General features: G+C 72.3%; 22 protein-coding genes. 12 read left to right on the top strand and 10 right to left on the bottom strand.

Annotated features, from left to right (window positions below):
• Positions 1–132: 132 nt before the first annotated feature.
• The 6 genes from K3N28_RS16465 to mqnB all read right to left on the bottom strand — a co-directional run bounded on the left by K3N28_RS16465 (position 133) and on the right by mqnB (position 4,831).
• Entirely contained in the window at positions 133–369 is a 237-nt protein-coding gene (locus K3N28_RS16465) for a hypothetical protein (protein WP_228093646.1), read from the bottom strand.
• A 22-nt stretch (positions 370–391) separates the two neighbouring features.
• On the bottom strand, positions 392–838 hold the full coding sequence (yidD, locus tag K3N28_RS16460; protein WP_228093644.1) for a membrane protein insertion efficiency factor YidD: 447 nt from the start codon (positions 836–838) through the stop codon (positions 392–394).
• A 580-nt stretch (positions 839–1,418) separates the two neighbouring features.
• Positions 1,419–2,450 carry an ATP-dependent sacrificial sulfur transferase LarE gene (larE, locus tag K3N28_RS16455; protein ID WP_228093642.1) on the bottom strand — a complete coding sequence of 344 codons (1,032 nt, stop codon included), beginning with the start codon at positions 2,448–2,450 and terminating at the stop codon, positions 1,419–1,421.
• A gap of 284 nt (positions 2,451–2,734) precedes the next feature.
• Positions 2,735–3,133 (bottom strand): cold-shock protein, encoded by a 399-nt coding sequence (locus K3N28_RS23590; protein WP_374209803.1) that lies wholly within the window; start codon positions 3,131–3,133, stop codon positions 2,735–2,737.
• A 222-nt stretch (positions 3,134–3,355) separates the two neighbouring features.
• Positions 3,356–4,174 (bottom strand): 1,4-dihydroxy-6-naphthoate synthase, encoded by an 819-nt coding sequence (locus K3N28_RS16445; protein ID WP_374209809.1) that lies wholly within the window; start codon positions 4,172–4,174, stop codon positions 3,356–3,358.
• A gap of 42 nt (positions 4,175–4,216) precedes the next feature.
• Positions 4,217–4,831 (bottom strand): futalosine hydrolase, encoded by a 615-nt coding sequence (gene mqnB, locus K3N28_RS16440; protein ID WP_228093638.1) that lies wholly within the window; start codon positions 4,829–4,831, stop codon positions 4,217–4,219.
• Positions 4,832–5,223: 392 nt separating this feature from the next.
• Between mqnB and K3N28_RS16435 the strand changes: the two genes are divergently transcribed.
• Positions 5,224–6,003: a DUF3027 domain-containing protein gene (locus tag K3N28_RS16435; protein ID WP_228093636.1), complete on the top strand. Its 780-nt coding sequence runs from the start codon at positions 5,224–5,226 to the stop codon at positions 6,001–6,003.
• Between the two features lie 108 nt (positions 6,004–6,111).
• Here K3N28_RS16435 and K3N28_RS16430 read toward each other — a convergent pair whose 3' ends face one another.
• Entirely contained in the window at positions 6,112–6,441 is a 330-nt protein-coding gene (locus K3N28_RS16430) for a DUF2530 domain-containing protein (protein WP_228093635.1), read from the bottom strand.
• Positions 6,442–6,661: 220 nt separating this feature from the next.
• Here K3N28_RS16430 and sepH point away from each other — a divergent pair, with 220 nt between their 5' ends.
• The 6 genes from sepH to dacB all read left to right on the top strand — a co-directional run bounded on the left by sepH (position 6,662) and on the right by dacB (position 16,082).
• Positions 6,662–7,684, top strand: a complete 1,023-nt coding sequence (sepH, locus tag K3N28_RS16425) for a septation protein SepH (protein ID WP_228093633.1) — start codon at positions 6,662–6,664, stop codon at positions 7,682–7,684.
• Positions 7,685–7,925: 241 nt separating this feature from the next.
• Positions 7,926–9,188, top strand: coding sequence for an MFS transporter (locus tag K3N28_RS16420; RefSeq protein WP_228093631.1), 1,263 nt, complete (start codon positions 7,926–7,928; stop codon positions 9,186–9,188).
• A 405-nt stretch (positions 9,189–9,593) separates the two neighbouring features.
• Positions 9,594–10,217, top strand: a complete 624-nt coding sequence (gene thpR / locus K3N28_RS16415) for an RNA 2',3'-cyclic phosphodiesterase (protein ID WP_228093629.1) — start codon at positions 9,594–9,596, stop codon at positions 10,215–10,217.
• Between the two features lie 122 nt (positions 10,218–10,339).
• Positions 10,340–12,253 (top strand): PQQ-binding-like beta-propeller repeat protein, encoded by a 1,914-nt coding sequence (locus K3N28_RS23380; RefSeq protein WP_304608734.1) that lies wholly within the window; start codon positions 10,340–10,342, stop codon positions 12,251–12,253.
• A gap of 137 nt (positions 12,254–12,390) precedes the next feature.
• Positions 12,391–14,244 carry a glutamine--fructose-6-phosphate transaminase (isomerizing) gene (gene glmS, locus K3N28_RS16405; protein ID WP_228093627.1) on the top strand — a complete coding sequence of 618 codons (1,854 nt, stop codon included), beginning with the start codon at positions 12,391–12,393 and terminating at the stop codon, positions 14,242–14,244.
• Between the two features lie 272 nt (positions 14,245–14,516).
• Positions 14,517–16,082, top strand: coding sequence for a D-alanyl-D-alanine carboxypeptidase/D-alanyl-D-alanine-endopeptidase (gene dacB, locus K3N28_RS16400; RefSeq protein ID WP_228093626.1), 1,566 nt, complete (start codon positions 14,517–14,519; stop codon positions 16,080–16,082).
• Positions 16,083–16,152: 70 nt separating this feature from the next.
• On the opposite strand, the gene K3N28_RS16395 is transcribed toward dacB, so the two are convergent.
• Together K3N28_RS16395 and K3N28_RS16390 are read right to left on the bottom strand one after the other, a co-directional pair.
• Positions 16,153–16,917, bottom strand: coding sequence for an arginase family protein (locus K3N28_RS16395; protein ID WP_228093625.1), 765 nt, complete (start codon positions 16,915–16,917; stop codon positions 16,153–16,155).
• Between the two features lie 264 nt (positions 16,918–17,181).
• The gene (locus tag K3N28_RS16390; protein WP_228093624.1) at positions 17,182–18,429 is read right to left on the bottom strand and encodes a DUF418 domain-containing protein; all 1,248 of its coding nucleotides are present in this window, start codon (positions 18,427–18,429) and stop codon (positions 17,182–17,184) included.
• Positions 18,430–18,543: 114 nt separating this feature from the next.
• On the opposite strand from K3N28_RS16390, the gene K3N28_RS16385 reads away from it, so the two are divergent.
• Genes K3N28_RS16385 through K3N28_RS16375 form a run of 3 tightly spaced genes read left to right on the top strand, consistent with a single transcriptional unit; the run spans position 18,544 to position 21,133 of the window.
• Positions 18,544–19,206: a TetR/AcrR family transcriptional regulator gene (locus tag K3N28_RS16385; protein ID WP_228093623.1), complete on the top strand. Its 663-nt coding sequence runs from the start codon at positions 18,544–18,546 to the stop codon at positions 19,204–19,206.
• A 39-nt stretch (positions 19,207–19,245) separates the two neighbouring features.
• Positions 19,246–19,617 (top strand): holo-ACP synthase, encoded by a 372-nt coding sequence (locus K3N28_RS16380; RefSeq protein ID WP_228093622.1) that lies wholly within the window; start codon positions 19,246–19,248, stop codon positions 19,615–19,617.
• 28 nt (positions 19,618–19,645) lie between these two features.
• Complete coding sequence (locus K3N28_RS16375) at positions 19,646–21,133, top strand: NAD(P)H-hydrate dehydratase (RefSeq protein ID WP_374209802.1); 1,488 nt, start codon at positions 19,646–19,648, stop codon at positions 21,131–21,133.
• Positions 21,134–21,361: 228 nt separating this feature from the next.
• On the opposite strand, the gene K3N28_RS16370 is transcribed toward K3N28_RS16375, so the two are convergent.
• Positions 21,362–21,853 (bottom strand): cysteine dioxygenase family protein, encoded by a 492-nt coding sequence (locus tag K3N28_RS16370; RefSeq protein ID WP_228093620.1) that lies wholly within the window; start codon positions 21,851–21,853, stop codon positions 21,362–21,364.
• 346 nt (positions 21,854–22,199) lie between these two features.
• Here K3N28_RS16370 and K3N28_RS16365 point away from each other — a divergent pair, with 346 nt between their 5' ends.
• Both K3N28_RS16365 and K3N28_RS16360 read left to right on the top strand, forming a co-directional pair.
• Entirely contained in the window at positions 22,200–23,168 is a 969-nt protein-coding gene (locus tag K3N28_RS16365) for a C40 family peptidase (RefSeq protein WP_228093619.1), read from the top strand.
• A 365-nt stretch (positions 23,169–23,533) separates the two neighbouring features.
• The gene (locus K3N28_RS16360; protein WP_228093618.1) at positions 23,534–24,001 is read left to right on the top strand and encodes a general stress protein; all 468 of its coding nucleotides are present in this window, start codon (positions 23,534–23,536) and stop codon (positions 23,999–24,001) included.
• The last annotated feature ends 66 nt before the right edge of the window (positions 24,002–24,067 follow it).

Raw genomic sequence — 24,067 nt, 5'->3', positions numbered from 1 at the left:
ACGGGGGACGGGGCGCGGACGCCGCAGTGGTCGAGCACACGCAGAGACGCGCACCCCGTGTGCGCAAGAACATACCACCGATGAAATTTTCTTACAATGCCTCGGCAAGTCGTTGCCGATCGAGCGAAGGGCCTAGTGGCGCTCGTCCTCCAGCATGCGGCGGGCGGTCGGCTTCGACGGCTCGTAGTAGAGCTGCTTGACCGGGAGCGGGAAGGCGGAGGTGCCGAACGGGGAGGAGGCGCCGATGTGACCGGAGGTGAACTCACCGACCTCCAGGTGGCCGGGCTTCACGGGTCGGCTGCGGGTCGCTTCGCGGTCGCCGTCCGACGCGAGGTCGGACTGCCGGCTGTCGAGGTTCGAGTCGCTCATGGGCTGGATTTTAACGGGCGGCTCACGGCGTGGGCACCGCATCATGGGTGCCGGGTGTCACCCCCGGGCGGCAGCGCAGGACCCGCCCCAGCGCCAAGCGCCCGCCGACCCACAGGCCGTAGCGCGACACGGCCCGATACCCGTAGCCCGAGCAGGTCGGCGTGAACCGGCACTGGACCTGGACGCGAGGCGAGAGCCGACGCCGGTAGCAGGCGATGAGCCGCAGACCCAGTCGGCGAGGCCCGGCCCGATGCCGCTCCCGCGCGAGCACCAGCCGCTCCGGCCCCAGCCGCCCGAAGCCGAAGAGCGCCAAGGCGAGCGAATGAAACGGCCCCGGATCGGTCGCGCCGCCGCAGGCCGCTGAGCAGGAGTTGCAGGGGCCGCCGGGATTGCAGGAGGCGGCGAGCGGCGCGCCGCAGGCGGCGGAACAGCCGGGCTGATAGGCGCTGGCGCACCCCGAAACCTCCACAGGACTGTTCTACACGGCTCCTTGGGAACGCCGTGCGGCCTCCACGCCACTTCGGCGGCAGCCGGTGGCGGACGCGTCTCTCGGGACGCGGCAGTGCGTCTGCGCGTGTCCCGGTTCCGACCCGAGTCCGTCCCCGGGCACGGGGGACCTGACGGCGGCGAAACCGCTGCGCCGTCCAGTTCGGAGAAAGGACGTGTCGATTGGGGATGGTTCGGGTGCCGAGGGACGTGAACCGAGCCCACTGTCCGCTATGAGACGAACACCCCTGTATCAGGGAATTGCCAGGGTTGCTTCAGGACGCGCTCAGACTCGTGTCCCACGGTGGAGACCTCGGGGAATGAGGGGTTCCCGAGGGGTTATGGACCCGGTGAGGCTTTCGGGCTCATCCTCCACTGACGATCACCGCCAGTCTCACCGGGCACTCGCAACCGGCACCGGGCGTCGCGCCGAGACGCTTCGGGGCGCCACGGCTGCGCGGAGGCCCTGCCTCGTCCGGGATACCGCTTCGGGGACCGGGTCCTTCCCGGGGCGCCGCCCCTGAGCCGAGTCCTGCGAAGGCCCGGGCGCGTGGCCGCCGCACTCAGCGATAGCGCTCGGGATCGGGCAGCAGCTCGTTCATCGCACCGGACCTGAAGCCCCGCTCGTCGAGCCGTACCGCGGCGAAGCCCGCTACGGCGGCGAGCACCTCGGGCCGCTCGGCCACGGCTTCCACGTATTCGGCGTCGATCTCGACCTTCGCGACGTCGTCGCCCATGTCCCGCACGCGGAGGTTCCGCGCCGGGATCCCGGCGTCGGCGAGCGCGCCGCGCAGGGCGTGCTCGGCGTCGGCGACCCGTTGCAGCCCCGCGGCGGTGACCTCGGTGCCGTAGGCGATCCGGCTCGCCAGGCAGGCGGCGGCCGGCTTGTCCCACGTGGGGAGGCCCCAGGTCTTGGACGCGGCGCGGATCTCGGCCTTGCTGAGCCCGGCGTCGGCCAGGGGCGTGATCGCGCCCGCGTTCGCGGCGGCGCGGATGCCGGGTCGGAACCCCGCGCGGAGGTCATCGGCGTTGGTGCCGGTCGCGACCGCGGCGATGCCGCGGTCGGCGGCGAGCGGACCGACGACGCTCATGAGCTCGGTCTTGCAGAAGAAGCAGCGATCGCCGGCGTTGGCGCGGTAGCCCTCGCGGGCGAGCTCGTCGGTGGGCGGCGCGTGGTGCACGACGCCCAGGTCGCGGGCGAAGTCCAGGGCGCGGTCGAGTTCGACGCGCGGCAGCGACGGCGAGACGGCGGTGGCCGCCTCGACCCGCTCGGGGCCGAGCGCCCGGACGGCGGCGGCGAGAAGGAAGGCCGAGTCGGCGCCGCCGGAGAAGGCCACCATGAGCGAGGGCAGCGAGGCGAGCCGGTCGAGCAATGCGCCGACCCGGTCGCCGGGGCCCTGCGCGCGCTCGGTCGAAGCGTCGAAGCCGTCGGCCGGACCTGGGGCGCCGCCGGTCGGCGTGCCGCGATCGCCGGCCGGTGCGCTGACGCGGTCGGTGGGGGCCCCGGCACTGTCGGCCGAAGGGCCGACGCCACGGGTTTCGACGCGGTCGGCGGATGCGGTCGTGCGGGGAGTCGCCTGAGCCTGGGAGGTCACCTCAGAGAGCCTATCCCGCCACGCGCGTCGGTCCGTTTCCCTAGGTCATTCCGGATGTGTTCCAACCGTTGCTCCCCCGGTCGACGACCTGCCCCAGGGGGGCGACATCGAGTGATCGAAGCGTTCCCCCGGACGTGAGTCGCCGGACTCCCCCGCGCCGGAGGTTCGCCCGGCCGCTCTCACACCGGAAGCCCGCCTGGCGCTGCCGTGCCCGCGTCCCGGCTTCCGTCCGGGAACTCCAGGAGTCCGCCGGATCGAACCTTCCTCCCGAGCGCCCTCTCGGTCTATTCGAGGTCGGCGGCGACGGCCCGGAGCATTTCGGCGATCTTCGCTCCGGTCTTGCGGTCAGGGCGGCGGCCGCGGGACAGCGGCGGCATGATCTGCTGCTCCAGGACGCCGATCATGTCCTGCAGGAGGCTGTTGAGCTCCTCAGGCGAGCGCTTCGGCGTCTCGACCGCGACGGCCGCGCCCAGCTGCGGGGCGGCCACGACGTGCAGGCCCATCGCCTGGACCCCGCGCCGGGTGTCGATGATGCTGTACTCGACCTTCGTTCCCTTGGCGAGTTCTTCGACGCCCTCGGGGAGCGCGTCGCGGTGCACGAAGACGTCCTTGCCGCCGTCGTCGCGGGAGACGAATCCGAATCCCTTCTCGGCGTCGAACCATTTCACTCGACCACTGGGCACCGCTGAACCTCGAACTTCTCGTCTGCTGGGAAATGCTGAGTCCGTCAAGCCTAGCGTGACATGGGATGAACGACTCGGATCGCCCGGGTGACGGCGTCACCACGCACTGCCGCTCAGAGGCGTACCGGACCCGTGGGACCCGCCGGTCACCCGATGTCACGAGCCGCGCGCCGTCACGGCCCGCCCCAGCGTCGCCCCGGGCCCATGCCGAGGGCGGCGCCCCTACGGGATCGCCATCGTGAGCTCGGGGACGAGCCCGAGCTCGGCCGCGCCGCCGAGCAGCCGTTCGACCGCCATGCGGCCCTCGGCGCCCAGGTCCCGCGAGAACTCGTTGACGTACAACTCGATGTGCATGCGGCACACGTCTTCCGACATCTCCTGTGCGTGCTCGGCCACGTAGGCGCGGCTGGCCTCGGGGTGCGCCCACGCGTAGTCGAGCGAGGCCCGGATCGCATCGGCGACGGCGTCGGTGTCCAGATGCGACTTCGCCACGATCGCGCCGAGGGGGATCGGGCAGCCGGTGCTCCCCTCCCACCACTCGCCGAGGTCGACCAGGCTTTCGAGGCCGTACTCGCCGTAGGTGAAGCGGGCCTCGTGGATCACGAGCCCGGCGTCGAAGCGGCCGTCCCGCACCGCTGGCATGATCTGGTCGAACGGCACGACCTCCCACGACACCTCGGGTTCGCCGAGGTCGCGCAGCCACAGGTTGAACAGCATGAAGGCGGTGCTGCGGTCCGAGGGGACGGCCACGCGCCTCCCGGCCAGGCCGCCCGCGAGGCCTCCGCCGCCGGTGAGGACGAGCGGCCCGCACCCGCGCCCGAGCGCGCCGCCCGCGGGCAGCAGCCGCCACTCCTCGCCGAGATACGGCAGGGCCGCGTACGAGACCTTCGCGACGTCGAATTCGCCTCGTGCGCACGCGGTGTTGGTGACGTCGATGTCGGCGAACGTCAGCCGGACGTCCGGAGCGCCTTCGATGAGGCCCGAGGTCCACGCGTGGTAGATGAAGGTGTCGTTCGGACAGGGCGAGTGCGCCAGGTGCAGCGCGCCGGCCGGTGCGGTCGCGGGGTTCGTCGCGTTCATGCCCTACAGCTCCCGGATCCCGGTGGTCAAGGTCTTGAGGGCCGCGCCCCAGTCCCATTGCTCGACGTCGCGGTCGCCGACGTAGTTGGAGACGCCGCGGATCTCGGCGAACGGCAGGCCCGCCTGCTGCGCGGCGGTGGCGACGCCGAAGCCCTCCATGGCCTCCCCGATCGCCTCGGGGTAGCGGTGGGCGAGGTTCGCGGCGAGTCCGTCGGAGCCGGTGATCGAGGCGAGGGTGAGGATCTCGCCGCGCACGCCCTCGACGGCGACGGTCAGCACGGTGTTGCAGCCGATGCGGTTGGTGCCGAAGCCGATCTCGTCGATGGGCTGGAAGCGCCAGGGGAGTGCGACGCCGAGTTCGGCGGCGACCGAGTCGGTGCCGATGAGCAGGTCGCCGATCCGGGCCCGGCCGCGGAACGCGCCGCAGATGCCGGCGTTCACGACCACGTCGTAGGCGCGGCCCATGTGGCTGTTCTCGGCGATGGTCCGGGCGGTGGAGGCCGCGGCGGCGGCCGGACCGACCCCGCAGACGAGGATGTCCAGCTCGTGGCGGAGCGAGCGGCCGGCCTCGACGGCCTGAGCCTCCTCGGCGACCGCGCACACGACGAGAATTCGCATGCCGTCAAACCTACCGGGCGGCCAGTGCCGACGGCCGCTGCGACCAGGGTGGTGAATGCCTCGCAGCGGCGCGCGCCGGGCGCGTCCGGAGGGGCCGCCCGGCCCGCAACGGTGTCGCGGCGGCGCCACACGCACCGGACGCCCCGCGGCGCGGCGACGCGGACTGCAGGCGTTCGCGTCCCGAGCCGAGCGAAGGCGGTGTTCGGCAGGGCGCCGTCGGAACCCGTGCCGGTCTCCGCGAAACGCACGGGCCGCCGATCGGCATGCGGCCGCATCGCTCTGCCCGGGGAGCGACATTCGCGGCCCCTCAGCGGAAAAGTGTGGTGAAGCCCGCTTCTCACCCGGTGCACCGTCCGCCGGGCGCCGCTGCGAGCTGGCCTATGCTTGAAGGCGTGCCTGACAGCTCTACCACTGCCGCCAAGACCCGGACCCGCAAACCGCGCCTGGACCGGGCCCTCGCCGATGCCGTCGACCTCGCCCGCGAGGCCGCCGAGGAGGCCGGTGAGGGGATCGGCGAGCACCTGAGCGTCGAAGCCGAGACCGACCGGGTCGTCACCCACTACTTCGACTGCACCCTCGCCGGTTACCGCGGCTGGCGCTGGGCCGTCGTGCTCACCCGCGCTCCGCGCGCCCGCGCGGCGACGGTCTCCGAGACCGCGCTCCTGCCCGGGCCGGACGCCCTGCGTCCGCCGCCGTGGGTGCCGTGGGCCGAGCGGCTCCAGGGCGGCGAGGTCGGGACCGGCGAGGTGCTGCCGACCGAGGACGACGACGACCGCCTCATGCCCGCCTACACGCTCTCGGACGACGACGCGGTCGAGGACATCGCCTACGAGCTGGGCCTCGGGCGCGAGCGCGTGCTCAACCGCGAAGGCCGCGCCGAGGTCGCGCAGCGCTGGTACGAAGGCGACCGGGGCCCGAACGCGCCGATCGCGGAGGCCGCTCCGGCCTCGGCGCGCTGCGGCACCTGCGGGTTCTTCCTGCCGTTGGCCGGCTCGATGCGCCAGGCGTTCGGCGCGTGCGCGAACCTGTACTCCTCGGAGGACGCCCGCGTCGTCTCCGCCGACCACGGCTGCGGCGCGCACTCCCAGATCAGCGAGTTCGTCGACACCACCCCCCAGGGCGTCGACAAGTCCGAGATCATCTACGACGACGAGGGCTCCGAACTCCTCTGACCGCGCGTCGCCGCAGGCGAATGTGATTCCCGCCGCGAATCCGCGCCGCACCGACCTCAGGGACCGCTTTTTCAGGGACCGCCTTGCACGCCGGGCGATCGCCGCCCGTCAGCTCCGGGTTCCCCGCACTCGCCCGAAGTGGCGCTTGTCGGCCACCGCCATCGCGGCGGTGCCGAGGAGTCCCAGGAGCACGCCCGTCAACGCGCAAGCGGCCCACCACTCGCGGTCCGAGGCCGCGAGTTGGTCGCGGAACACTTGGGTCAAGATCAGCGCGACCGTCCACAACAGAGTGCCGCCCGCGGCGATCGGCGTCATCCGCATCTGCACCGCCCGGGGGGCCGGCAGCTCGGGGGTCTTCTTCACCCGCTTGTACGCCTCGCGCGGGGTCGCCGACGAGCCGGACGCGGCCGGAGGCTGGGAAGTTCCGTCGGTGGACACGCTGCCAATGTACGCTGCGTCAGTCCCCGCGACAATCGGTCACGCCGACATGAGCGCATGTCGCGTCACCGCGGACGGGGGCATGGCGCCGCGGCGAGCCTTCGTGCGAAGGCGATCCGTTATCGGCACCCCGCCGGTTGTGGTCCGCCGGTAGGGTTGGGCGTACGCTCGGATGAACTGGCGATGCGGCGCTGACGGAGACACGCGAGGGGTGGAAGGCATGAGGCCGGTACGGTTCGTAGCCCTCTCTGAGGACGGTCATGCGCTGGTGCTCGCCGACGAACTCGGGCGGCTCCTGGCGCTTCCCATCGATGAACGCGTCGCGGCCGTCGTCGACGTCCCCGAGGGCGGCAAGGCCCTCCGCGCGAAGAACGAAGCCGCGCAAAGCAAGTCCGAGGCGTCTCGACGCCCGGCTCCGCAGCGTCCCGCCGCCGTCAACCTGTCCCCGCGCGACATCCAGACCCGCATCCGTTCCGGCGAGAGCGCCGAGGACATCGCCGCGTCCGCGCAGGTCGCGGTCGACCGGGTCCTGCGCTACGCCGGGCCGGTCCTCCAGGAGCGCGCGATGCTCGCCCAGGCGGCTCGCCGCTCGCGCCTGGCGACCTCGGAACGCGGCGAACGCATGTCCAATGTGGTGGACGTCAAGCTCGGGTCGCACGGCGTGGATCCCGAGGCGGTCTCGTGGGACGCCTGGCGCACCGAGGACGGCTCGTGGCTCGTGCAGGCCTCGTGGTCCTCGGGCAAGACGACCGCCAGGGCGCGTTGGAAGCTCGACCGGGTCCGCCAGACGGTGACGCCGGACGACGAGATGGCGCAGTTCCTCTCGACGCCGCTGCCGCAGCAGGTCCCCGGCGCCCAGGACTCGGTGTCCGAACTGGGGATGCGCCCGGGCGATCCGGTGCGGCCCTCGCGTGACCCGATGCACGGGCTGCGCGACCGGGAGGACGATTCGTCTCGGCCGGACCCGCTTCGGCGCGACCGCCTGCGCGAGGTCTTGGAGCGTCCGCTCGACGACATGCAGGGCCGCGGGAAGCGGACGTCGCAGCTGGGCCTGCCGGGCACGTCCTCGCAGGAGCAGCGCGAGACGCCGGAGGTGCCCTCGCTCGCGGTACTGCGCCCGGGCAAGCGCTCGGCCGCCGAAGACGACATGAACAGCCAGCCGCTCGCCGCGGCCGGCTCGAAGCCGCGCAACCAGCTGCCGGGCTGGGACGACGTCCTGTTCGGCACTGCGGGGAAGGACTAGCGCGCCGGCAAGGCCGCAGCGGCGGGGCGGGTCTTCGGACCCGCCCCGCTTCGTCGTCCGCGGCGGATGCGTCGGGGGAGCGCCGAGAACGGGTCGGGCGCAAGCGCGTCGGGTTTCGGAGTCCCCGTTTCAACGATGGCGCGCGGGTCCGACGACGCCGTGGTGCCGTGCGTCGACGCGGGGCGAGAAGTCCGTCATAATTACTGGCTAGCCGACCGGTAAGTAAATATCATTGGGGGTCATGTCTCCGGTCATCATCAGTCAGCTGCGCCGCACGTTCCGTGCGCTCACCTACCCCGGCTTCCGCGTGTACGCCGCCGGGCAGCTCGTGGGCACCCTCGCGTTCTGGCTCCAGACGACCGCCATCAGCTGGCTCGTCCTCGAGCTCTCCGGGAACTCCGGCACCGCCCTCGGCTGGACCCTCGCGCTCCAGTTCGGTCCCTACCTCCTCTTCGGACTCCAGGGCGGCCAGATCGCCGACAGCTTCGACAAGCGCCGCATCCTCCTCCTCTGCTCCCTCGGCTCGGCCACCGTGACCGCCTGCCTCGCCGCCGTCGTCCTCACCGGGCACATCGAGCTCTGGATGGTCTACGTCGGCATGTTCGCCTTCGGCTCCGTCGCGGTCGTCGAAGGCCCCGCCCGCCAGGCCTTCTACTCCGAGCTCGTCGACCGCGAGGCGCTTCCCAACGCCGTCAGCCTCGGCAGCGCCATCTTCAACACCAGCCGCATCGCCGGCCCCGCCATCGCGGGCGTCCTCATCGCCGTCACCTCCACCGGCGCCGTCATCGCCATGTGCGCCGTGGTCTTCCTCGGCCCCGCCCTGTCCTGCGCGATCCTCCTGCGCCGCAGCCTCTCCAACCCGGTGCGCCGCCACGCCGACGCCGGCGGCATCCGCGAGGCCCTGCGCTACACCGCCGCCCGGCCCGACCTCATCGCCGTCCTCGTCGTCGCCCTCCTCGTCTCCGGCTTCACCTTCAACTTCGCGCTGACGCTCTCGATGCTCGCCCGCACCGAGTTCGACACCGGCGCCGACAGCTACGGCCTGCTCCTGACCGCCCTCGCGGTCGGCGCGCTCGCCGGCGCGCTCGCCTCGGGCCGCCGCTCGGGACGTCCCAGCCTGGCCACGATGCTCACCTCCTCGGCCCTGCTCGGCGTCGGCACCCTCCTCATCGGCCTCGCCCCCGGCCTCTGGTCGGCGATGGCGCTCGCCGCGCCCACCGGCTTCGCGATGATCTACTACTCGCAGGCGGCCAACCAGCGCATCCAGATGGGCGTCCGCGGCGACTACCGCGGCCGCGTGCTGAGCCTGTACATGCTCGTGTTCCTCGGCTCCACGGCGGTCTTCGCGCCGCTGGTCGGCTGGTTCATGGAGGGATTCGGGGCCCGCGCGGGCCTGTGGCTCGGCGGCCTCGTCGCGATCGCCACGCCCGCCGCGGTGGCCCTCGCCAAGCGCGCCCAGATCAAGCGCCGCTCGGTGGGCCTTCGCGGCAAGGCCATGCCCTAAGCGGCGTCGTGGCCAACGGCGCCCGGATCGATTCATTCGAAGGCAATGGTCCGTTCAGAATTTCGATTCACTTTTGTCAGCGGAATTCCACTGGCTGAACGACGGCTCATCGCAGCCTTCACTCCAGTTGTCCGAGAGCTCCTGAAGTGCCGGGAACCTCCTGTGCCTCCATTGACACGGCAGTGCACTCGAGTGTTACCGGCGCGAAATTACTGTCTCGTCCCGTGGGATTTCACTGAATTAACAGCCGAGATTGCTGCGAGGATAGGTCACATCGTGACAGCCCCGACCGTGCCGCGGCGACACACCACTCATCGCGGCCCGTGTCACTGACCCCCGAGTAGAGCCCCTGGAGGGAATCCAGTGAGTGCCTCCGCCACAGCGGTCCCACAGTCCGCGACACAGGTGCGAACCGAGCGACTGTTCGCCGCGCTCCCGCTGCCGGACAACGCCGTCGCCGACCTCACCGAAGTCGTCTCCGACCTCAACATCGCACGGCGCGGTGTCCCGAGCCGCCCCGGCGCGATCGGTCGACGCCCCTCCGCCACGCGGCTCGTCCGCTCCGAGAACTGGCACCTGACGCTCACCTTCCTCGGCGAGGTCCCCGTCGACCGCTGCGCCGAGACCGCCGAGGTCATCGCCGCCGCGGCCCGCGAATCCGAACCGATGCGCCTGTGCGTCTCCGGCGGCGGCCGCTTCGGCCGCGGCCGCTACTCGGTGGTCTACGCGGGACTCGACGGCGACGTCGCGCCCCTGGTCGACCTCGTCCACCGCATCCGCGCCGGACTCATCGCCAGCGGCCTCCCCGTCGACCAGAAGCAGTACCGGCCCCACGTCACCCTCGCCCGCCCCGGCGACCGCGTGACCAACCAGCAGGCCGCCGAGGACCTGCTGACCCTGCGCCGCTACTACGGCCCCAGCTGGACCGCCGACGAAGTCGTGCTCTACCGCTCCGACTTCGGCAAGGGCCCGGTCGGCACCCAGCCGACCTACACCCCGGTCGCGTTCGCGCCCCTCGGCGACGCCTGAGGCGCGCCCGGGGCTCCGGCGACCGGCCTCAAAGGATCGACCGCTCGCCCTCAAGGGGGAAACCGGACTCCGATCTGGGCGAAAGCCCTGCTCCGGGTGCCGGTGACCGGTAGAAAGAGGGCATGTCCCACAACGCCTCCGGCACCGGCCGCCCAAGCACCGCCCCGGTCGCGGCGCACTCGCGCGAGCACTGGTCCTCCGCGCGCCCGCTCGCCCGGGTCTTCCTCCGCGCCTCAGGCATCACCGCCCTCGTCTGCTGGGCGGTGCTCCTCGTCTGGGCCTCCTTCGGCACCGGCGCCAGCTCCGGCTCCTCCGGCGCCCTCATGATCATCGGCACCGTCGCCTCGGTCCTCATCGTCGCCGCCCTCGTCGCCACGGCCGGCGCCCACGCGGGCCTGCGGACCATCGTCGGGGCCCTCCTCGCGGCCGTCTTCGCCGCCGTCTCGGGATGGGCCGTCTACTCCTCCATGCCCGAGGCCGGCCCCGGCCAGTTCATCACCCACCGCGCCGGCGTCGCCACCCTCGCCTACGGCTTCGGCGTCGTCGGCGGCGGCCTCCTCGCCCTCTCCGAATTCGTCGTCGAAGGCTACGCGGGCGGCCGCATCCCCGTCGCGAGGGACCTGCGCCGCAAGGTCGCCATCCTCGCCGTCGCCGTCACCGCCTTCCTCGCCGCCGTCCTCGCCCCCGCCATGCAGCTCTGGGCCGAACTCGCCAACCAGGACGTCCGGGTCGGCGACGCCGTCCCCGCCGACGCCGGGCCCGACGGCCTCGCCGACCTCGCCGGGGTCGAGCGCTTCACCGACACCCCCTACGGCCTCCTGCGCACCGACCACCCCGCCGAACCCGTCCCGCAGGCGGTCACCATGCTCGACCCGGCCACCGGCGCCGCCCTCTGGTACCACCGCCGCTGGAACTGGCGCTCCGCGCAGCCGCCGACCCTCTCCCAGGACGAGACCCTCGTCGCCCTCACCGGCCCCCGCGCCGACAACAACGGCGACTTCCAGACCCGCGTCCTGCGCGCCCGCGACGGCGCCGAGGTGGCCACCGCCTCCTTCGACGGCTCCCCGGGCGTCCTCCTCGCCCTCATCGAGGACCGCCTCCTCTACGCCGAGGACAAGTCCGCGGTCTTCACCGTCTACGACTTCGACGGCGACCTGCTGTGGAAGGGCGAGATGCCGGCCGGATGCGAGGGCACCGCCGCCCAGGTCGCCGACTCCCGCGTCCTCATGCTCGCCGACTGCGTGCCCGCCCCCGACCGGCGCGACGCCCGCGACCACGTGCTCGCCTTCGACCTCGACGACGGCACGCGCGCCTGGAAGCGGGAGATCCATCAGGAGGCGCAGGTCGTCCCCGAGTCCTTCCTGGTCACCGAGGACACCATCGTCCTCGACAGCCGCATCGAGCACCGCGTCTCCGACGGGCCCTTCTCGGCCCGCCGCTTCGAGCACCACCTCATCGCCTACGCCATCGCCGACGGGTCCGAGCGCTGGCGCACGGAGGAGCAGACGTTCGGATCGACCAACTCCTCCGCGTGCGGCGGGACGCTCCACCTGTCGCAGCCGACCGCCCCCGCCGACGGCGTGGTCGCCGGGGGCGAATCGAAGGCGCAGGCCCCGTCGGCCACGCGCCGCACCGTCCAGATCATCGAGTGCTACGCCGCGACGGACCGCGAGGGCTCCTGGCTCGGCGTCATGGCCTTCGACGCCGACTCCGGCGAGCGGCTCCACCACCAGGCGGTGCAGCTGGGCTTCACGCCCCTGGAACCCGAGGTCGCGCGCGGCTGGGGCACCGTCCTCCCCGACAACCGGGCCATGCTCGCCGCGGACCTGTCGCTCGACCCGACGCGCCCGGACTGCCGCCTCTACGAGGTCGCCGGGGGGAAGACCGCGCCGATCGAGTTCCCGGCCGACCGGCACGACGGCGCCGGGATCCCCGCGAACTGGTGCCACGACGCGCAGCTCAGCGCCGTCGGGTCCGGAGCCGCGATCAGCTACGTGAAGGAGGACGGCACGCGCGGCATCGCCGTCGTGTCGTGAGCCGTGCGGCGCGGTGGGCGAACGCGGGGCGCCGCACCGGCGAACGACATCGGAGCACTCCGAATGATCAAACGGTGTGATCGATTCCTGGTGATCCGCGCAAGGGTGATGCGCGAAACTGCTGTAAGGTTCTTCGCATGTGTGGAATCGTTGGATACGTCGGCCGCCGCAGCGCCGTCGACGTCGTGCTCGACGGCCTTCGCCGTCTCGAATACCGCGGCTACGACTCGGCAGGCGTCGCGCTCGTGTCCCCGGACGGCGTCGAGGTCGACAAGCGCGCCGGGAAGCTCGCGAACCTGGAGGCGGCCCTGGCCGACCACCCGCTCGCGGCGTCCACCTGCGGCATCGGGCACACCCGCTGGGCCACGCACGGCGTCCCCTCCGACCGCAACGCCCACCCGCACCTGTCCGCCGACGGCCGCGTCGCGCTGATCCACAACGGCATCATCGAGAACTTCGCGCAGCTGCGCACCGAGCTCGAGAACGCCGGCATCGAGTTCGGGTCCGACACCGACACCGAGGTGGCCGCGCACCTCCTCGGCCGCGAGTACGCCGTCGACGGGGACCTCACCGAGGCCATGACCCGCGTCTGCGCGCGCCTCGAAGGCGCGTTCACGCTCCTGGCCGTCGCCGCCGACGACCCCGACACCGTGGTCGGCGCCCGCCGCAACTCCCCCCTCGTGGTCGGCATCGGCGAGGGCGAGTACTTCCTCGCCTCCGACGTGGCCGCCTTCATCGCCTATACGACCGACGCGATCGAGCTGGGCCAGGACCAGATCGTCACCATCGACCGCGAGGGCCTCACCGTCCGCGGCTTCGACGGTGCGCTTTCCGAAGGCAAGCCGTTCAGCGTGGACTGGGACATCGCCGCCGCCGAGAAGGGCGGCTTCGAGACCTTCATGCGCAAGGAGATCCACGAGCAGCCCGCCGCGGTCGCCGACACCCTCCGCGGGCGCATCGACGAGTCCGGGCAGATCGTCCTCGACGAGGTCCGCATGTCCGACCAGGACTTCCGCGACATCGACAAGGTCTTCATCATCGCCTGCGGCACGTCCTACCACGCCGGGCTCGTCACCAAGTACGCCATCGAGCACTGGACGCGCATCCCCTGCGAGGTCGAGCTCGCCAGCGAGTTCCGCTACCGCGACCCGGTGCTCGACCGCTCCACGCTGGTCGTCGCCATCTCGCAGTCCGGCGAGACCATGGACACGCTCATGGCGGTGCGCCACGCCAAGGACCAGAAGGCCCGCGTGCTGTCCATCTCGAACACGGTCGGGTCGACGATCCCGCGCGAGTCCGACGCCGTGCTGTACACGCGCGCCGGCATCGAGGTCGCCGTCGCCTCCACGAAGGCGTTCCTCACCCAGCTCGCCGCCTGCTACCTCGTGGGCCTGCACCTCGCGCAGGTGCGCGGCATCAAGTACGCCGACGAGGTGTCGGCCGTGCTCGACGAGCTCGTCGCCGCGCCCGGCAAGATCGCCAAGGTCATCGAGGGCCTCGACCCGGTCCGGCAGATGGCCCGCGACTGCGCCGCGAGCGGCGCCGACCGCGTCCTCTTCATCGGCCGCCACGTCGGCTACCCGGTCGCCCTCGAAGGCGCGCTGAAGCTCAAGGAGCTCGCGTACCTGCACGCCGAGGGCTTCGCGGCCGGGGAGCTCAAGCACGGCCCGATCTCGCTCATCGAGGACGGCACGCCCGTGATCGCGATCGTGCCGAGCCCGCGCGGGCGCTCGCTGCTGCACGACAAGATCGTCTCCAACATCCAGGAGGTCAAGGCGCGCGGCGCGAAGGTGATCGCCGTGTGCGAGGAGGGCGACCGCATCACCGCCGTCCACGCCGACATGGTGATCGAGACGCCCGCGTCGCCGACGCTGCTGGCGCCGCTGCTGACCGCCGTCCCGCTCCAGGAGTTCGCGGCCGAGCTCGCGACGGCCCTGGGCCGCGATATCGACCAGCCGCGCAATCTCGCCAAGTCGGTGACGGTGGAGTAGCCCCGGGCGCGCCCCTGTAAGGGCACTGTGGACTCCGGCCGCCGCGATCGAGCATCGCGGCGGCCGATTCCTTTCCCGCGCAAAGGAATCGGCCGCCGACGCCCGAATCCCGTGTCCCGGTGGGCGAATCGGGCCGTGGACGCACCGCGCGGCACGGCCGCCGACTCGTACCGGGCGTGCGACGCGCATCCGGTTGCACTGGGTCGCAGCGATTTCGGTTCTTCACGCGCTATGAGTGGAATTCTCTGATACGCCGCGCCTACACTCGCGAAGTGAGAAAACGCACCCTTATCTCCGGCGCCGTCGCGGTCACCGCGGCGGGCGCCATCACCATCGCGGGCACGGTGGTCGCCCAGGCGCAGGAGACCGGCGACGCCGCGCTCGTCTCGGCCATCGACGCGATCCTGACCGACAAGCGCCTCACCGACTCCCAGATCGGCGTCACCGTCGCCGACGCGGACACCGGCGAAGTCCTCTACGACCGCAACGGCGCCAAGCGCGCCGTCCCCGCCTCCAACGACAAGCTCACCACCACCGCCGCGGCCCTGGAAGCCCTCGGCGGCGACTTCACCTACAGCACCGAGGTCCTCGGCGACAGGCCGACCGACGGGGTCGTCTCCGGCGACCTCTACCTGCGCGGCGCCGGCGACCCGACGGTCCTCGAATCCGACTACGACCGGATGGCCGAAGACCTCGCCGCCCTCGGCGTGTCCATGATCGACGGCGACCTCGTGGCCGACGACACCGCGTTCGACACCGTGCGCTCGGGCACCGAATGGGGCTGGTCCGACCTCCAGTACACCTACGCCGCAGAGGTTTCGGCGCTCACCGTGGCCTCCGGCGACGACTACCACGCCGGGTCCGTCCGCGTGTTCATCAAGCCGGGCGCGGCTCAGGGCGACCCCGCGCGGATCAGCCTGAGCCCGGCGACCGACTACGTGGAGATCGTCAACACCGCCACCACGGGCACGAGCACCAACGTGACCGTCGACCGCGACCCGCACGACAACGTCATCCGCGTCAGCGGCACCGTCGCGGCGGGCGGCGGCGGCACCTACGCCACGCGATCGGTGATCGAGCCGACCCGGCTGGCCGCCGACGTCTTCGCCGACTCCCTTGAGGAGGCGGGCATCACCGTCACCGGCGACCTCCGCTTCGGCGAGGCCGCACCGCAGGGCGGCGAGCTCCTCGCCTCGCACGAGTCGATGCCGCTGAGCGAGCTCATCGGCGTGGTCCTCAAGCCCTCCAACGCCTCCGTCGCCGAGGCCCTGTTCAAGACCCTCGGCTACCAGGCGACCGGCAAGGGCACCTTCGCGAGCGGGAAGGCCGCCGTGTACGCGGCGATCGAGTCCTACGGCGTCGACACCGGCCCGATCCGCCAGGTCGACGGCTCCGGCATCTCGCGCCACAACCTGTTCACCACCGGGATGCTCACCGACCTGCTCGTCGGCGTCAAGGACGCGGCCTGGTTCGACACCTGGTACGACTCCCTGCCGATCGCGTGCAAGGACGGCACCCTCGGCGGCCGCATGTGCGGCACCCCCGCGGCCGACAACGTGCGCGCCAAGACCGGTTCGATGACGAGCGTCTCGGCCCTGTCCGGCTACGTCACCGACGCCGACGGACGCGAACTCGTCTTCAGCGTCGTCGCCAACGACTTCCTGTACTCGACGGTGAAGGACATCGAGGACAAGATCGCCGCCGCGATCGCCGGGCACAGCGCCTCCTCGACGGAGGCCGAGACGATGCGCTCGGCGAACGTCGACGAGATCGAGATGCCCGAGGAGGACCCGAACCACCGCCTCGAATGCACCTGGATCGAACCGGCCGTGTGCTGACGCGTCGATCCCGAACGGAACGGGCCCGGCCGCCGAGCGGCCGGGCCCTGCTCGCGCCAAGAGCTCGTTCTCAGCCGTCGACGGCGGCCAGGACCGCGGAGACGAGGTGCCCGCGGCGGCCCTCGGGGTCGCCGCCCGGGTTCCACGTGCAGGCGAGGTTGACCGCGGCGACTCGGCCGGTGGCGGCGACGGTCTGGACGGCCCGCAGCAGCGCATCGGCGTCCGGGCCTCCTGCCGCCGGGTACCGCAGGCCGGGCAGGAGGGCCGAGTCGAGGGTGTCCATGTCGAGATTGACGAGCAGCGGGCCGTCGGGGAGGTCCGCGGCGGACAGGTCGGCGATCCCGAGCCGCCGCAGGGCCGAGGCGGCGAGGAAATCGACTTCGGCGGGGTCGAGGTCCCTGGCGTCGACGAGCACCGCGCGCTCCTCGGGGAGCGGCCGCAGCCCCAGGGGCTCGGCGAGGGCCTCGGAGTGGTGGCCCAGCAGGAAGCGCAACGCCATGCCGCCCAAGTAGCCCGACTCGCTGGTCGCCAGCGTGTGGACGTCGCCGTGCGCGTCGAACCACACGACCGAGGGGTCGACGCCCGCGCGCTGCAGTCCCGCGGCGACGCCTGCCGAGACGGTGCAATCGCCCGACAGCACCGTCGCCGTGCTTCCCGAGCGCGCCTGCGCCGCAACCGCCTCGGCGACCCCGTCGTACAGCCGAACCAGCCGAGGCCACACCTCGCCCGGCGGTAGCGCCACGGTCACCTCGTCGATCGCGACGCCGTCCGGGACCGGGATGCCGAGGTCGGGCAGATGCTCGTCGAGGTGGTAGGGAACGTGGATGAGCGCCATCACCGGAGCATAGCCCGCAGAGAGGATCGGTCGGTGCGCAACGCATCGGCCGCCGGTCCCGGCCGAGGCGGGGCGGTCCCCGACGTGATGGAACGGCATCGTCCCAGGCCGGCCGCGTTCCCGCTGCTGCGAAGCCGATGGCTCCTGCCGCAGCCGGACATCCACATCAGACACCGATGTCGGCGGCGGCGGCCCCGGCGGAGGCGACTCGGCGTGCGCGGCAGGGCTCGCGTCAGGGGCGAGCGACGGCCTTCGCAATCGTTTTCACCTGCGGCCGTAAGTGAGTCGGCGCAGCAGGGCCTCGAGGGGTCCGCGCATGCCCGCCTTCGCCATCCACGCCGCCAGGACCACCGTGGCGGCCCAGACGAGGACGGCGACGCCGGAGGCCGCCGCGTCGCCCAGGTGCGCCCCGAGGCCCCCGGCCGTCGGTGTGAAGAGCGCGGTGAAGGCGACCGACTGGAGGAGGTAGCAGGTCAGTGAGCGTTGGCCGCAGGCCGCGAGGGCGTTCGCGATCGGCCCGTGGCCTGCTCGCCGGTGAGCGTCCGCGGCGGCAGCGGCGGTGTCGCCGCCGGTGGCCTCCGAGTGCCCGGACGCCGCAGGCCGCTTCGCGCCGACCGCGGCGATGAGGGCCGCGAAGCCGAGTCCGGCGGCCAGGCCGGTGACGCTGTGAAGCGCGTACATCCCCACCGCGAGCGGCGCCTCCGGGTGCCACAGCTGCGTGTCCACGAGCATGAGCGGGAAGCCGCCGATGACACCGATCGCGATGCCGCCCAAGGCGGTGCGTCGCAGGAGCGGCAGGTGGCGGGACGGTTCCTCGAGGAGGCGCCGCCGGGCGGCCCAGATGCCGATCGCGAAGGCGGGCAGGATCTCGACGAGATAGTACGTCGGAGTGAGCGCCGACCACACGGTGAGCCGCATCGCCGCCGCCTCGAGCGGATCGGCGATGAGTGTCGGGGACGCGTTCGCGTGCCCGGCGGCCTCGGCCGCGGCGCCCGTGGCCGCGAGCACCGCGATGTGGAGGACCGCGACTGTCGCGGCCGTCCGGATGAGGGTGCGGTCGCGGGCGGCGATGAGTCCGGTGAACACGAGGCCGATGAAACCGTAGGCGGCGAGGATGTCGCCGAAGAACAGCAGGAGCGCGTGCGCGAAGCCGAAGGCGAGGAGCCAGGCGCTGCGGCGGCGCACCAGGCGGCGCGCGTCGGGCCAGCCCGTCCCCGCCTTGAGGTCGCGCGTCTCGGTCCGGTCGGCCCCGGCGCTCATGCGCCGGCCGGCGAGGCGGGCGAGGCCGTAGCCGAAGAGGGCGGCGAACATCGGGAGGGCGCGGCCGTCCACGAAGAGGACCTGCAGTCCGGCGACGACCCGGTCGGGGACCGTGCCGTCGACGGCGTAGCCGCGGAAGCCGGTGGTCTCGTGGGCGAGGAACATGTGCGCGTGGGCGAGTGCGATGAGCAGGAGCATGAGGCCCCTGGCCAGGTCGGGTGCGAGCGCTCGCTCCCGGAGGGGGGTGCTCATAATGGCGGACGGGGAGAGGGACATCTCGGCTCCGGATCTGGCAGACGTTTTAGGTACACAGCTGTATCTAAAGCAATAAGATACATGACTGTACCTAAAAATGAGAGGTGGCCCGTGGCCGACACCGGAGGCCGCACGCGCCGACGCGGCAAGGACCTGCTCGACGCCATCTACGCCGCCGCCGTCGAGGAAGCCGCCGCCGGCGGCCCCGGTCGACTCACCATGGACGCCATCGCCAAACGCGCCGCCACCGCCCGCACCACCCTCTACCGCCGCTGGTCGGACCCGCTCGACCTCCTCCTCGACGCCCTCGCCGAACTCCACCCCGTCGAGCAGCCCGCCCCCGGCGCCGACGACCTCCGCGGCGACCTCATCGCCTCCCTGCGCCTCATGGTCGACTGGGGATTCAGCCCCGCCGGACGCGCCGTCTTGGCGATCCTCGCCGACCCCGCCCGCGACCCCGCCGTCGTCGACGCCCTCTTCGAACGCGTCTTCGCAAGGCGCGGCGGCACCTTCACCCAGACCGTCCTGCGCCACTACGCCCACGAAGGCCGCATCGACCCCGCCCGGCTCACCCCCGTCGTGCTCGACATCGGCGAAGCCCTCGTCGCCAAACGGATCATGGACACCGGGGAGGCGCCCGACGACGACTACCTCGCCGCCGTCGTCGACCAGGCCGTCCTCCCCGCCGTCGGCCTGCCCGCCGAGCCCCCTCGTCACCCCCGGACCCCAAGGCGCGGCGGGCGAACCGTCACTCGCGGCGGTGAACCCGCCTGAAAAGGGGCGGTACGCCCGATCCCGTGGCACTCTTGACGGGTGATCGTCGCCGTGGGCATAGACGTAGTGGCAGTGGACCGGTTCGAGCGGGTGCTCGAACGGACCCCCCACGTCGCGGAAAAGCTCTTCACCGAAGCCGAACGCCGCGCCCCCGACGGGCGCGCTCGCCGCACCGAATCCCTCGCGGCCCGTTTCGCCGCCAAGGAGGCCGTGGCCAAGGCCCTCGGCGCCCCCGGCGGCATGCATTGGGCGGACTGCCAAGTGCTCTCCCTGCCCGACGGGCGCCCCTCCCTGACCATCACCGGATCGGTGGCGGCGGTCGCCGCACAGCGTGGCGTCTCGCGCTGGCATGTGTCGCTGTCGCATGATGGCGGTATCGCGACAGCGGTGGTGATCGCCGAAACGGCATGACGGCCCCCCGGGCCGGAGAGGGACAGCCATGGAAGGTGCATGGTCAGCAGCGGCGGTCCGCCGCGCAGAAGCCCGACTGATGGCCGAGCTCCCGCCGGGCGTGCTCATGCAGCGCGCCGCAGCCGGCCTCGCCGCCGAGTGCGCGCGGCTGCTGAAGGACCGGCGGCGCAAGCGGCGCCAGGGCGCCGGTCGCGGCGCGGGGGTCTACGGCGCCACCGTGATCGTGCTCGCCGGGCCCGGCGACAACGGCGGCGACGCCCTCTTCGCGGGGGCCCGGCTCGCCCGGCGCGGCGCAAGCGTCTACGCCGTCCCCGTCATGGGCGAGCGCGTCCACCCCATCGCCGCAGCGGCATTGACCCGCGCCGGAGGGCGCCTCGTCGCCGAGCCGCCCGATCACTGCGACCTGCTTCTCGACGGCGTCCTCGGCATCGGCGGCAGGCCCGGCCTGCCCGGCCGCGCCATCGACGAGCTCTCCCGCATCGACGCCGAGACCGTCGTGGCCGTCGACGTGCCCTCCGGAGTGGACGTCGACACCGGAGCCGTCCCGGCCAACGCCGTCCACGCCGACGTGACCGTGGCCTTCGGAGCGCGCAAGCCCTGCCATGTGGTCGGCCGCGCCGCGCTGCTGACCGGACGGCTCGCATTCGTCGACATCGGACTCGCGCCGTACCTCGACCCGCACCCGGCCGTGCGCGTCGCCGATGAGGACGACATCGCCGAGTGGTGGCACCTGCCCGGTCCCGACGACGACAAGTACACGCGCGGCGTCGTCGGCGTCGCGGCCGGCTCGGAGCGCTACCCGGGCGCGGCCGTGCTCGCCACCGGCGGCGCGCTCGCCGGGCCCTCGGGGTACGTGCGCTACGCCGGGACCGCGGCCGAGTACGTGCGCCGCCGCCACCCCGAAGTGGTGTGCACGCAGGCGGTGAAGGAGGCCGGACGCGTCCAGGCCTGGATCGCCGGGCCGGGCTTCGGAACCGACGAGGCCGCGCTCGCCGAACTGCGGCACGTGCTCGTCTCGCCCGCGCCCGTCGTGCTCGACGCCGACGCGCTGACGCTCATCGGCGAGTACCCGTCGGTGCTGTCGGCCCGGGAGGCGCCGGTGGTGCTCACGCCGCACGACCGCGAATACGAGCGGCTGTACGGCTCGCCGCCCGCCGAGGACCGCGGCGCGGCCGCGGCGGCGCTGGCACAGCGGCTGAACTGCACGGTGCTGCTCAAGGGCCACCACACGGTGGTCGCCTCGTGCGACGGCGAGGTGTGGTCGAACCCGACCGGGCGCCCGCAGCTGGCGACGGCCGGGTCGGGGGACGTGCTGGCCGGATTCATGGCCTCACTCCTGTCGTCCGGCATGGACAGTGTGAAGGCGGCGGTGGCGGCGGCGTTCCTCCACGGCCGAGCAGGCGGCATCGCCGCCAAAGGGCACCGGACGGTGACGGCCACGGACGTGGCGAAGGCCCTCCCGGCCGCGGTCGGCGCGGTCCTGAGCAAGGGCTACCAGCGCGAGCGGCCTCGCTGACCGCCCCACACGCCCGAGCGGCCTCGCCGACCGGCATCGACGTCCGACCCCGCGGTCAGGGTGGGAAGCGGGGGCCCGCCGATGTCCGATTTGCGGTAGGCGCTCCGCTCGCGTTCGCAGGGCAGGCGTCCCCGCGGCGGCTCTCTCCTGTCCTACCCGCTGCGGAGCGTGGCGGCCGCGGGTCCCGGGTGGCCGATATGCGGCGGCCCTCCGCTCGCCGTCGCGGCCTTACCAGTCCTCGCCCGCGCGCAGGATCCGCGACGGCGCCAGGCCGGTCTCGTCCAAGAGATAGGTGCGCATGGCCTCCAGGCCGGGCGCGTAGACGTGGAGGCTCACCGCGGGCCCGTCCGAGACGTTGCGCATGCCGTGCACCGTCCTGTCGTCGACCACCGCGACCTCCCCGGCGGTCAGATGCCGGCGGCGCAGGCCCGGGAAGTCGCCCGGTTGCACCGTGTACTCGGTGAGGCGACCCGACACCACCGCGACGGCCGCCGCCGCGGGTCGCGCGACCCCGCCGTGGTCGTGCAGGTCGGTGCCCTGCCCGGGCAGCCACGCGAGGAGCCACGCCTCGTGTCCCGGTCCCGAGAGCACTCTGCGGGCCCACCGGCTGCCCTTCGTGAAGCGCGGGCTCAGTGTGAGATTGGCGGCGTAGAACGCGGCGAGCGACTCGAGCCGGTCGACGGCGAGCGGAGGGGACTGCGGCAGCAGGTCAGAACTCATGGAATGAACGACTTTCGAAGTGTCGGAACGGTTGTCGGCTTGGGCGCGCCGAGCGGCACAGAGCGGCTCAGCGCTGGTGACAGCGGCGACAGCGACACGTCGAGAACGTCATGTGGCCCATGGTACCGGAACCGCCGGTCATCTCACATGCGCGACACACCAACGGTTGAATGCTCGTTACGCTGCGAATTTGACACTCCCGAGGGCTTCCGGCGCGAAAGCTCGCGCGCTAGGCTCATCTTCGGCCTCCAGGCGGCGCCCCCATCCGCGCATCCGACTGGCGGCCTCGCGCGTGTGTGACGTGAGAGCACCCCGTCCTCCCCGATCCCGAAGGAGCAGTCTCCTCGTGAAGCAGTCGTCTGTTCGACGCAAGTGGACGTCCGTCGCCGTCATCGGCGGCCTCTTGGTCGCCTCCGCCGGCTCCGGATCCGCCTGGGCCCAGAACTCGCCCGAGGACATCAACGACGAGATCGAGGCCGCCGACGAGGACCTGGCCGCCGCCGTCGAGGAGTACAACCAGATGGCGCAGCAGGTCAGCGACAACCGCGAGATGATCGCCGAGACCGAGATCGCCCTGGCCGCCGCCGAGGAGGACCTCGAAGCGCTGCGCGACCAGCTCGCCGACTACATCAACTCGACCTATGTGGAACAGGGCATCGGCGACACGGCGATGCTGCTCGAGTCGGGCTCCCCGGACGCGTTCGTCGAGCGCCTCGACCGGCTCAACTCGGCCAACCTCTACAACTTCGCCCTCATGGACGACCTCCGGACCGCCTCCGACGAGTACACCGCGCAGCTCGACCTCCTCACCGACCTCCAGGCCGACCTCGAGACCGAGGAGGCCGCGCTCGAGAAGACCGCCGAAGACCTCAGCGCGCGCATGGAGGACCTCGAAGAGGAGTGGCAGACCGCCGCGGGCGAAGAGGTCGCCGCGTTCAGCGAGTACGACCTGCCGCGTATGACCGACGACCAGTACGCCGTCGTCAAGTTCGCCCTCGACCAGGTCGGCGAGCCCTATGTGTGGGGCTCGGCCGGGCCCGACTCCTGGGACTGCTCGGGCCTGATGAAGGGCGCGTACGCCCAGATCGGCATCTCGCTGCCGCACAACGCCGCCGCGCAGTACAACACGGTCGCGACCATCAGCCGGGATGAGCTCCAGCCGGGCGACTTCGTGTTCTACAACGGCCTCGCGCACGTGGGCATGTACATCGGCAACGGCCTGATCGTGCACGCCCCGAACTCGACCACCGTCGTGAAGATCGTCGAACTCGACCACGGCAACGTCTACTACGGCGTGGGCACCCTCCTGCACTAGCGGGAGTGCCGCGCACGGTGCCGACCGCGGCGTGCGCGCTCGCGGTGAGTCGACACGGCGCGGCGGCCGACCGTGCGTCTCCGCCCACGCCCGCTCTCCCCGACGTCGTCGAGCGGTGCCGCAACCGGCTCAAGCGGCCGCTCCTCAGCGGAACGAGCGGCCTCGGCCGAGCGAAGCTCCTGGTGGCCGCGACCGCCAACCGGCGCGACGAGGCGGGGGACAGGCCCGGGCCGACGTTTCCACAGACGTTGCGGCGGGAAGCCCATGCATCCCATGCCTACACCAGACGGAGGCGATGCATGATGGCACGACATCAGTATGACCGAGCGGCCGGACAGGACCAGGCGGCCGCCGGGGAAGTGGTGGTGGCTTCCTATGGCGGCTACGCCGAGGCGGAACGAGCCGTGGACCACCTCTCCGATCAGCGGTTCCCCGTCGAGCACGCCGTGATCGTGGGCCGGGGCCTGCGGAGCGTCGAGCACGTCACCGGCCGGATGACCACATGGAGGTCGGTGGGGCAGTCGGCGCTCTCCGGTGCCCTGCTGGGTGCGCTCCTGGGCTGGATCTTCGGGTTGTTCAACTGGGTCGACCCCCTCATCACCGGCCTGCTGCTGGCGTTGTACGGGGCCGTCTTCGGCGCGCTCGTCGGCGCGCTGATGGGATGGATCGCCCACGCCATGACCCGCGGTCGGCGGGACTTCACCTCGGTGACGCAGATGCAGGCGGACCGCTACGACCTCCTTGTCGAGGCGTCGTTCGCGGCGGAGGCCACTCGGATGCTCGGCACGGGGGGCGGGCCGGAGCACCGTGCCGGCGAGGAACGGCGCCGCTGAGCCCGCGGGCACCGGATCGAGGAAATCCCGAAGGCGCTCTTGCCGGCCACGCCGGCGAGGGCGCCG

Origin of the sequence: Glycomyces sp. TRM65418, assembly GCF_019710475.1 — a bacterium.
Lineage (GTDB): Bacteria > Actinomycetota > Actinomycetes > Mycobacteriales > Micromonosporaceae > Glycomyces.
This window is presented reverse-complemented; position numbering and strand designations above follow the sequence as displayed.

What these genes read in the sequence shown, in the direction of transcription:
- K3N28_RS16465 (WP_228093646.1), bottom strand. Translation starts at nt 369, where the DNA reads ATGAGCGACTCGAACCTCGACAGCCGGCAGTCCGACCTCGCGTCGGAC.
- mqnB (WP_228093638.1), bottom strand. Translation starts at nt 4,831, where the DNA reads ATGCGAATTCTCGTCGTGTGCGCGGTCGCCGAGGAGGCTCAGGCCGTC.
- sepH (WP_228093633.1), top strand. Translation starts at nt 6,662, where the DNA reads ATGAGGCCGGTACGGTTCGTAGCCCTCTCTGAGGACGGTCATGCGCTG.
- K3N28_RS16420 (WP_228093631.1), top strand. Translation starts at nt 7,926, where the DNA reads ATGTCTCCGGTCATCATCAGTCAGCTGCGCCGCACGTTCCGTGCGCTC.
- K3N28_RS23380 (WP_304608734.1), top strand. Translation starts at nt 10,340, where the DNA reads ATGTCCCACAACGCCTCCGGCACCGGCCGCCCAAGCACCGCCCCGGTC.
- glmS (WP_228093627.1), top strand. Translation starts at nt 12,391, where the DNA reads ATGTGTGGAATCGTTGGATACGTCGGCCGCCGCAGCGCCGTCGACGTC.
- K3N28_RS16395 (WP_228093625.1), bottom strand. Translation starts at nt 16,917, where the DNA reads ATGGCGCTCATCCACGTTCCCTACCACCTCGACGAGCATCTGCCCGAC.
- K3N28_RS16390 (WP_228093624.1), bottom strand. Translation starts at nt 18,429, where the DNA reads ATGAGCACCCCCCTCCGGGAGCGAGCGCTCGCACCCGACCTGGCCAGG.
- K3N28_RS16375 (WP_374209802.1), top strand. Translation starts at nt 19,646, where the DNA reads ATGGAAGGTGCATGGTCAGCAGCGGCGGTCCGCCGCGCAGAAGCCCGA.
- K3N28_RS16370 (WP_228093620.1), bottom strand. Translation starts at nt 21,853, where the DNA reads ATGAGTTCTGACCTGCTGCCGCAGTCCCCTCCGCTCGCCGTCGACCGG.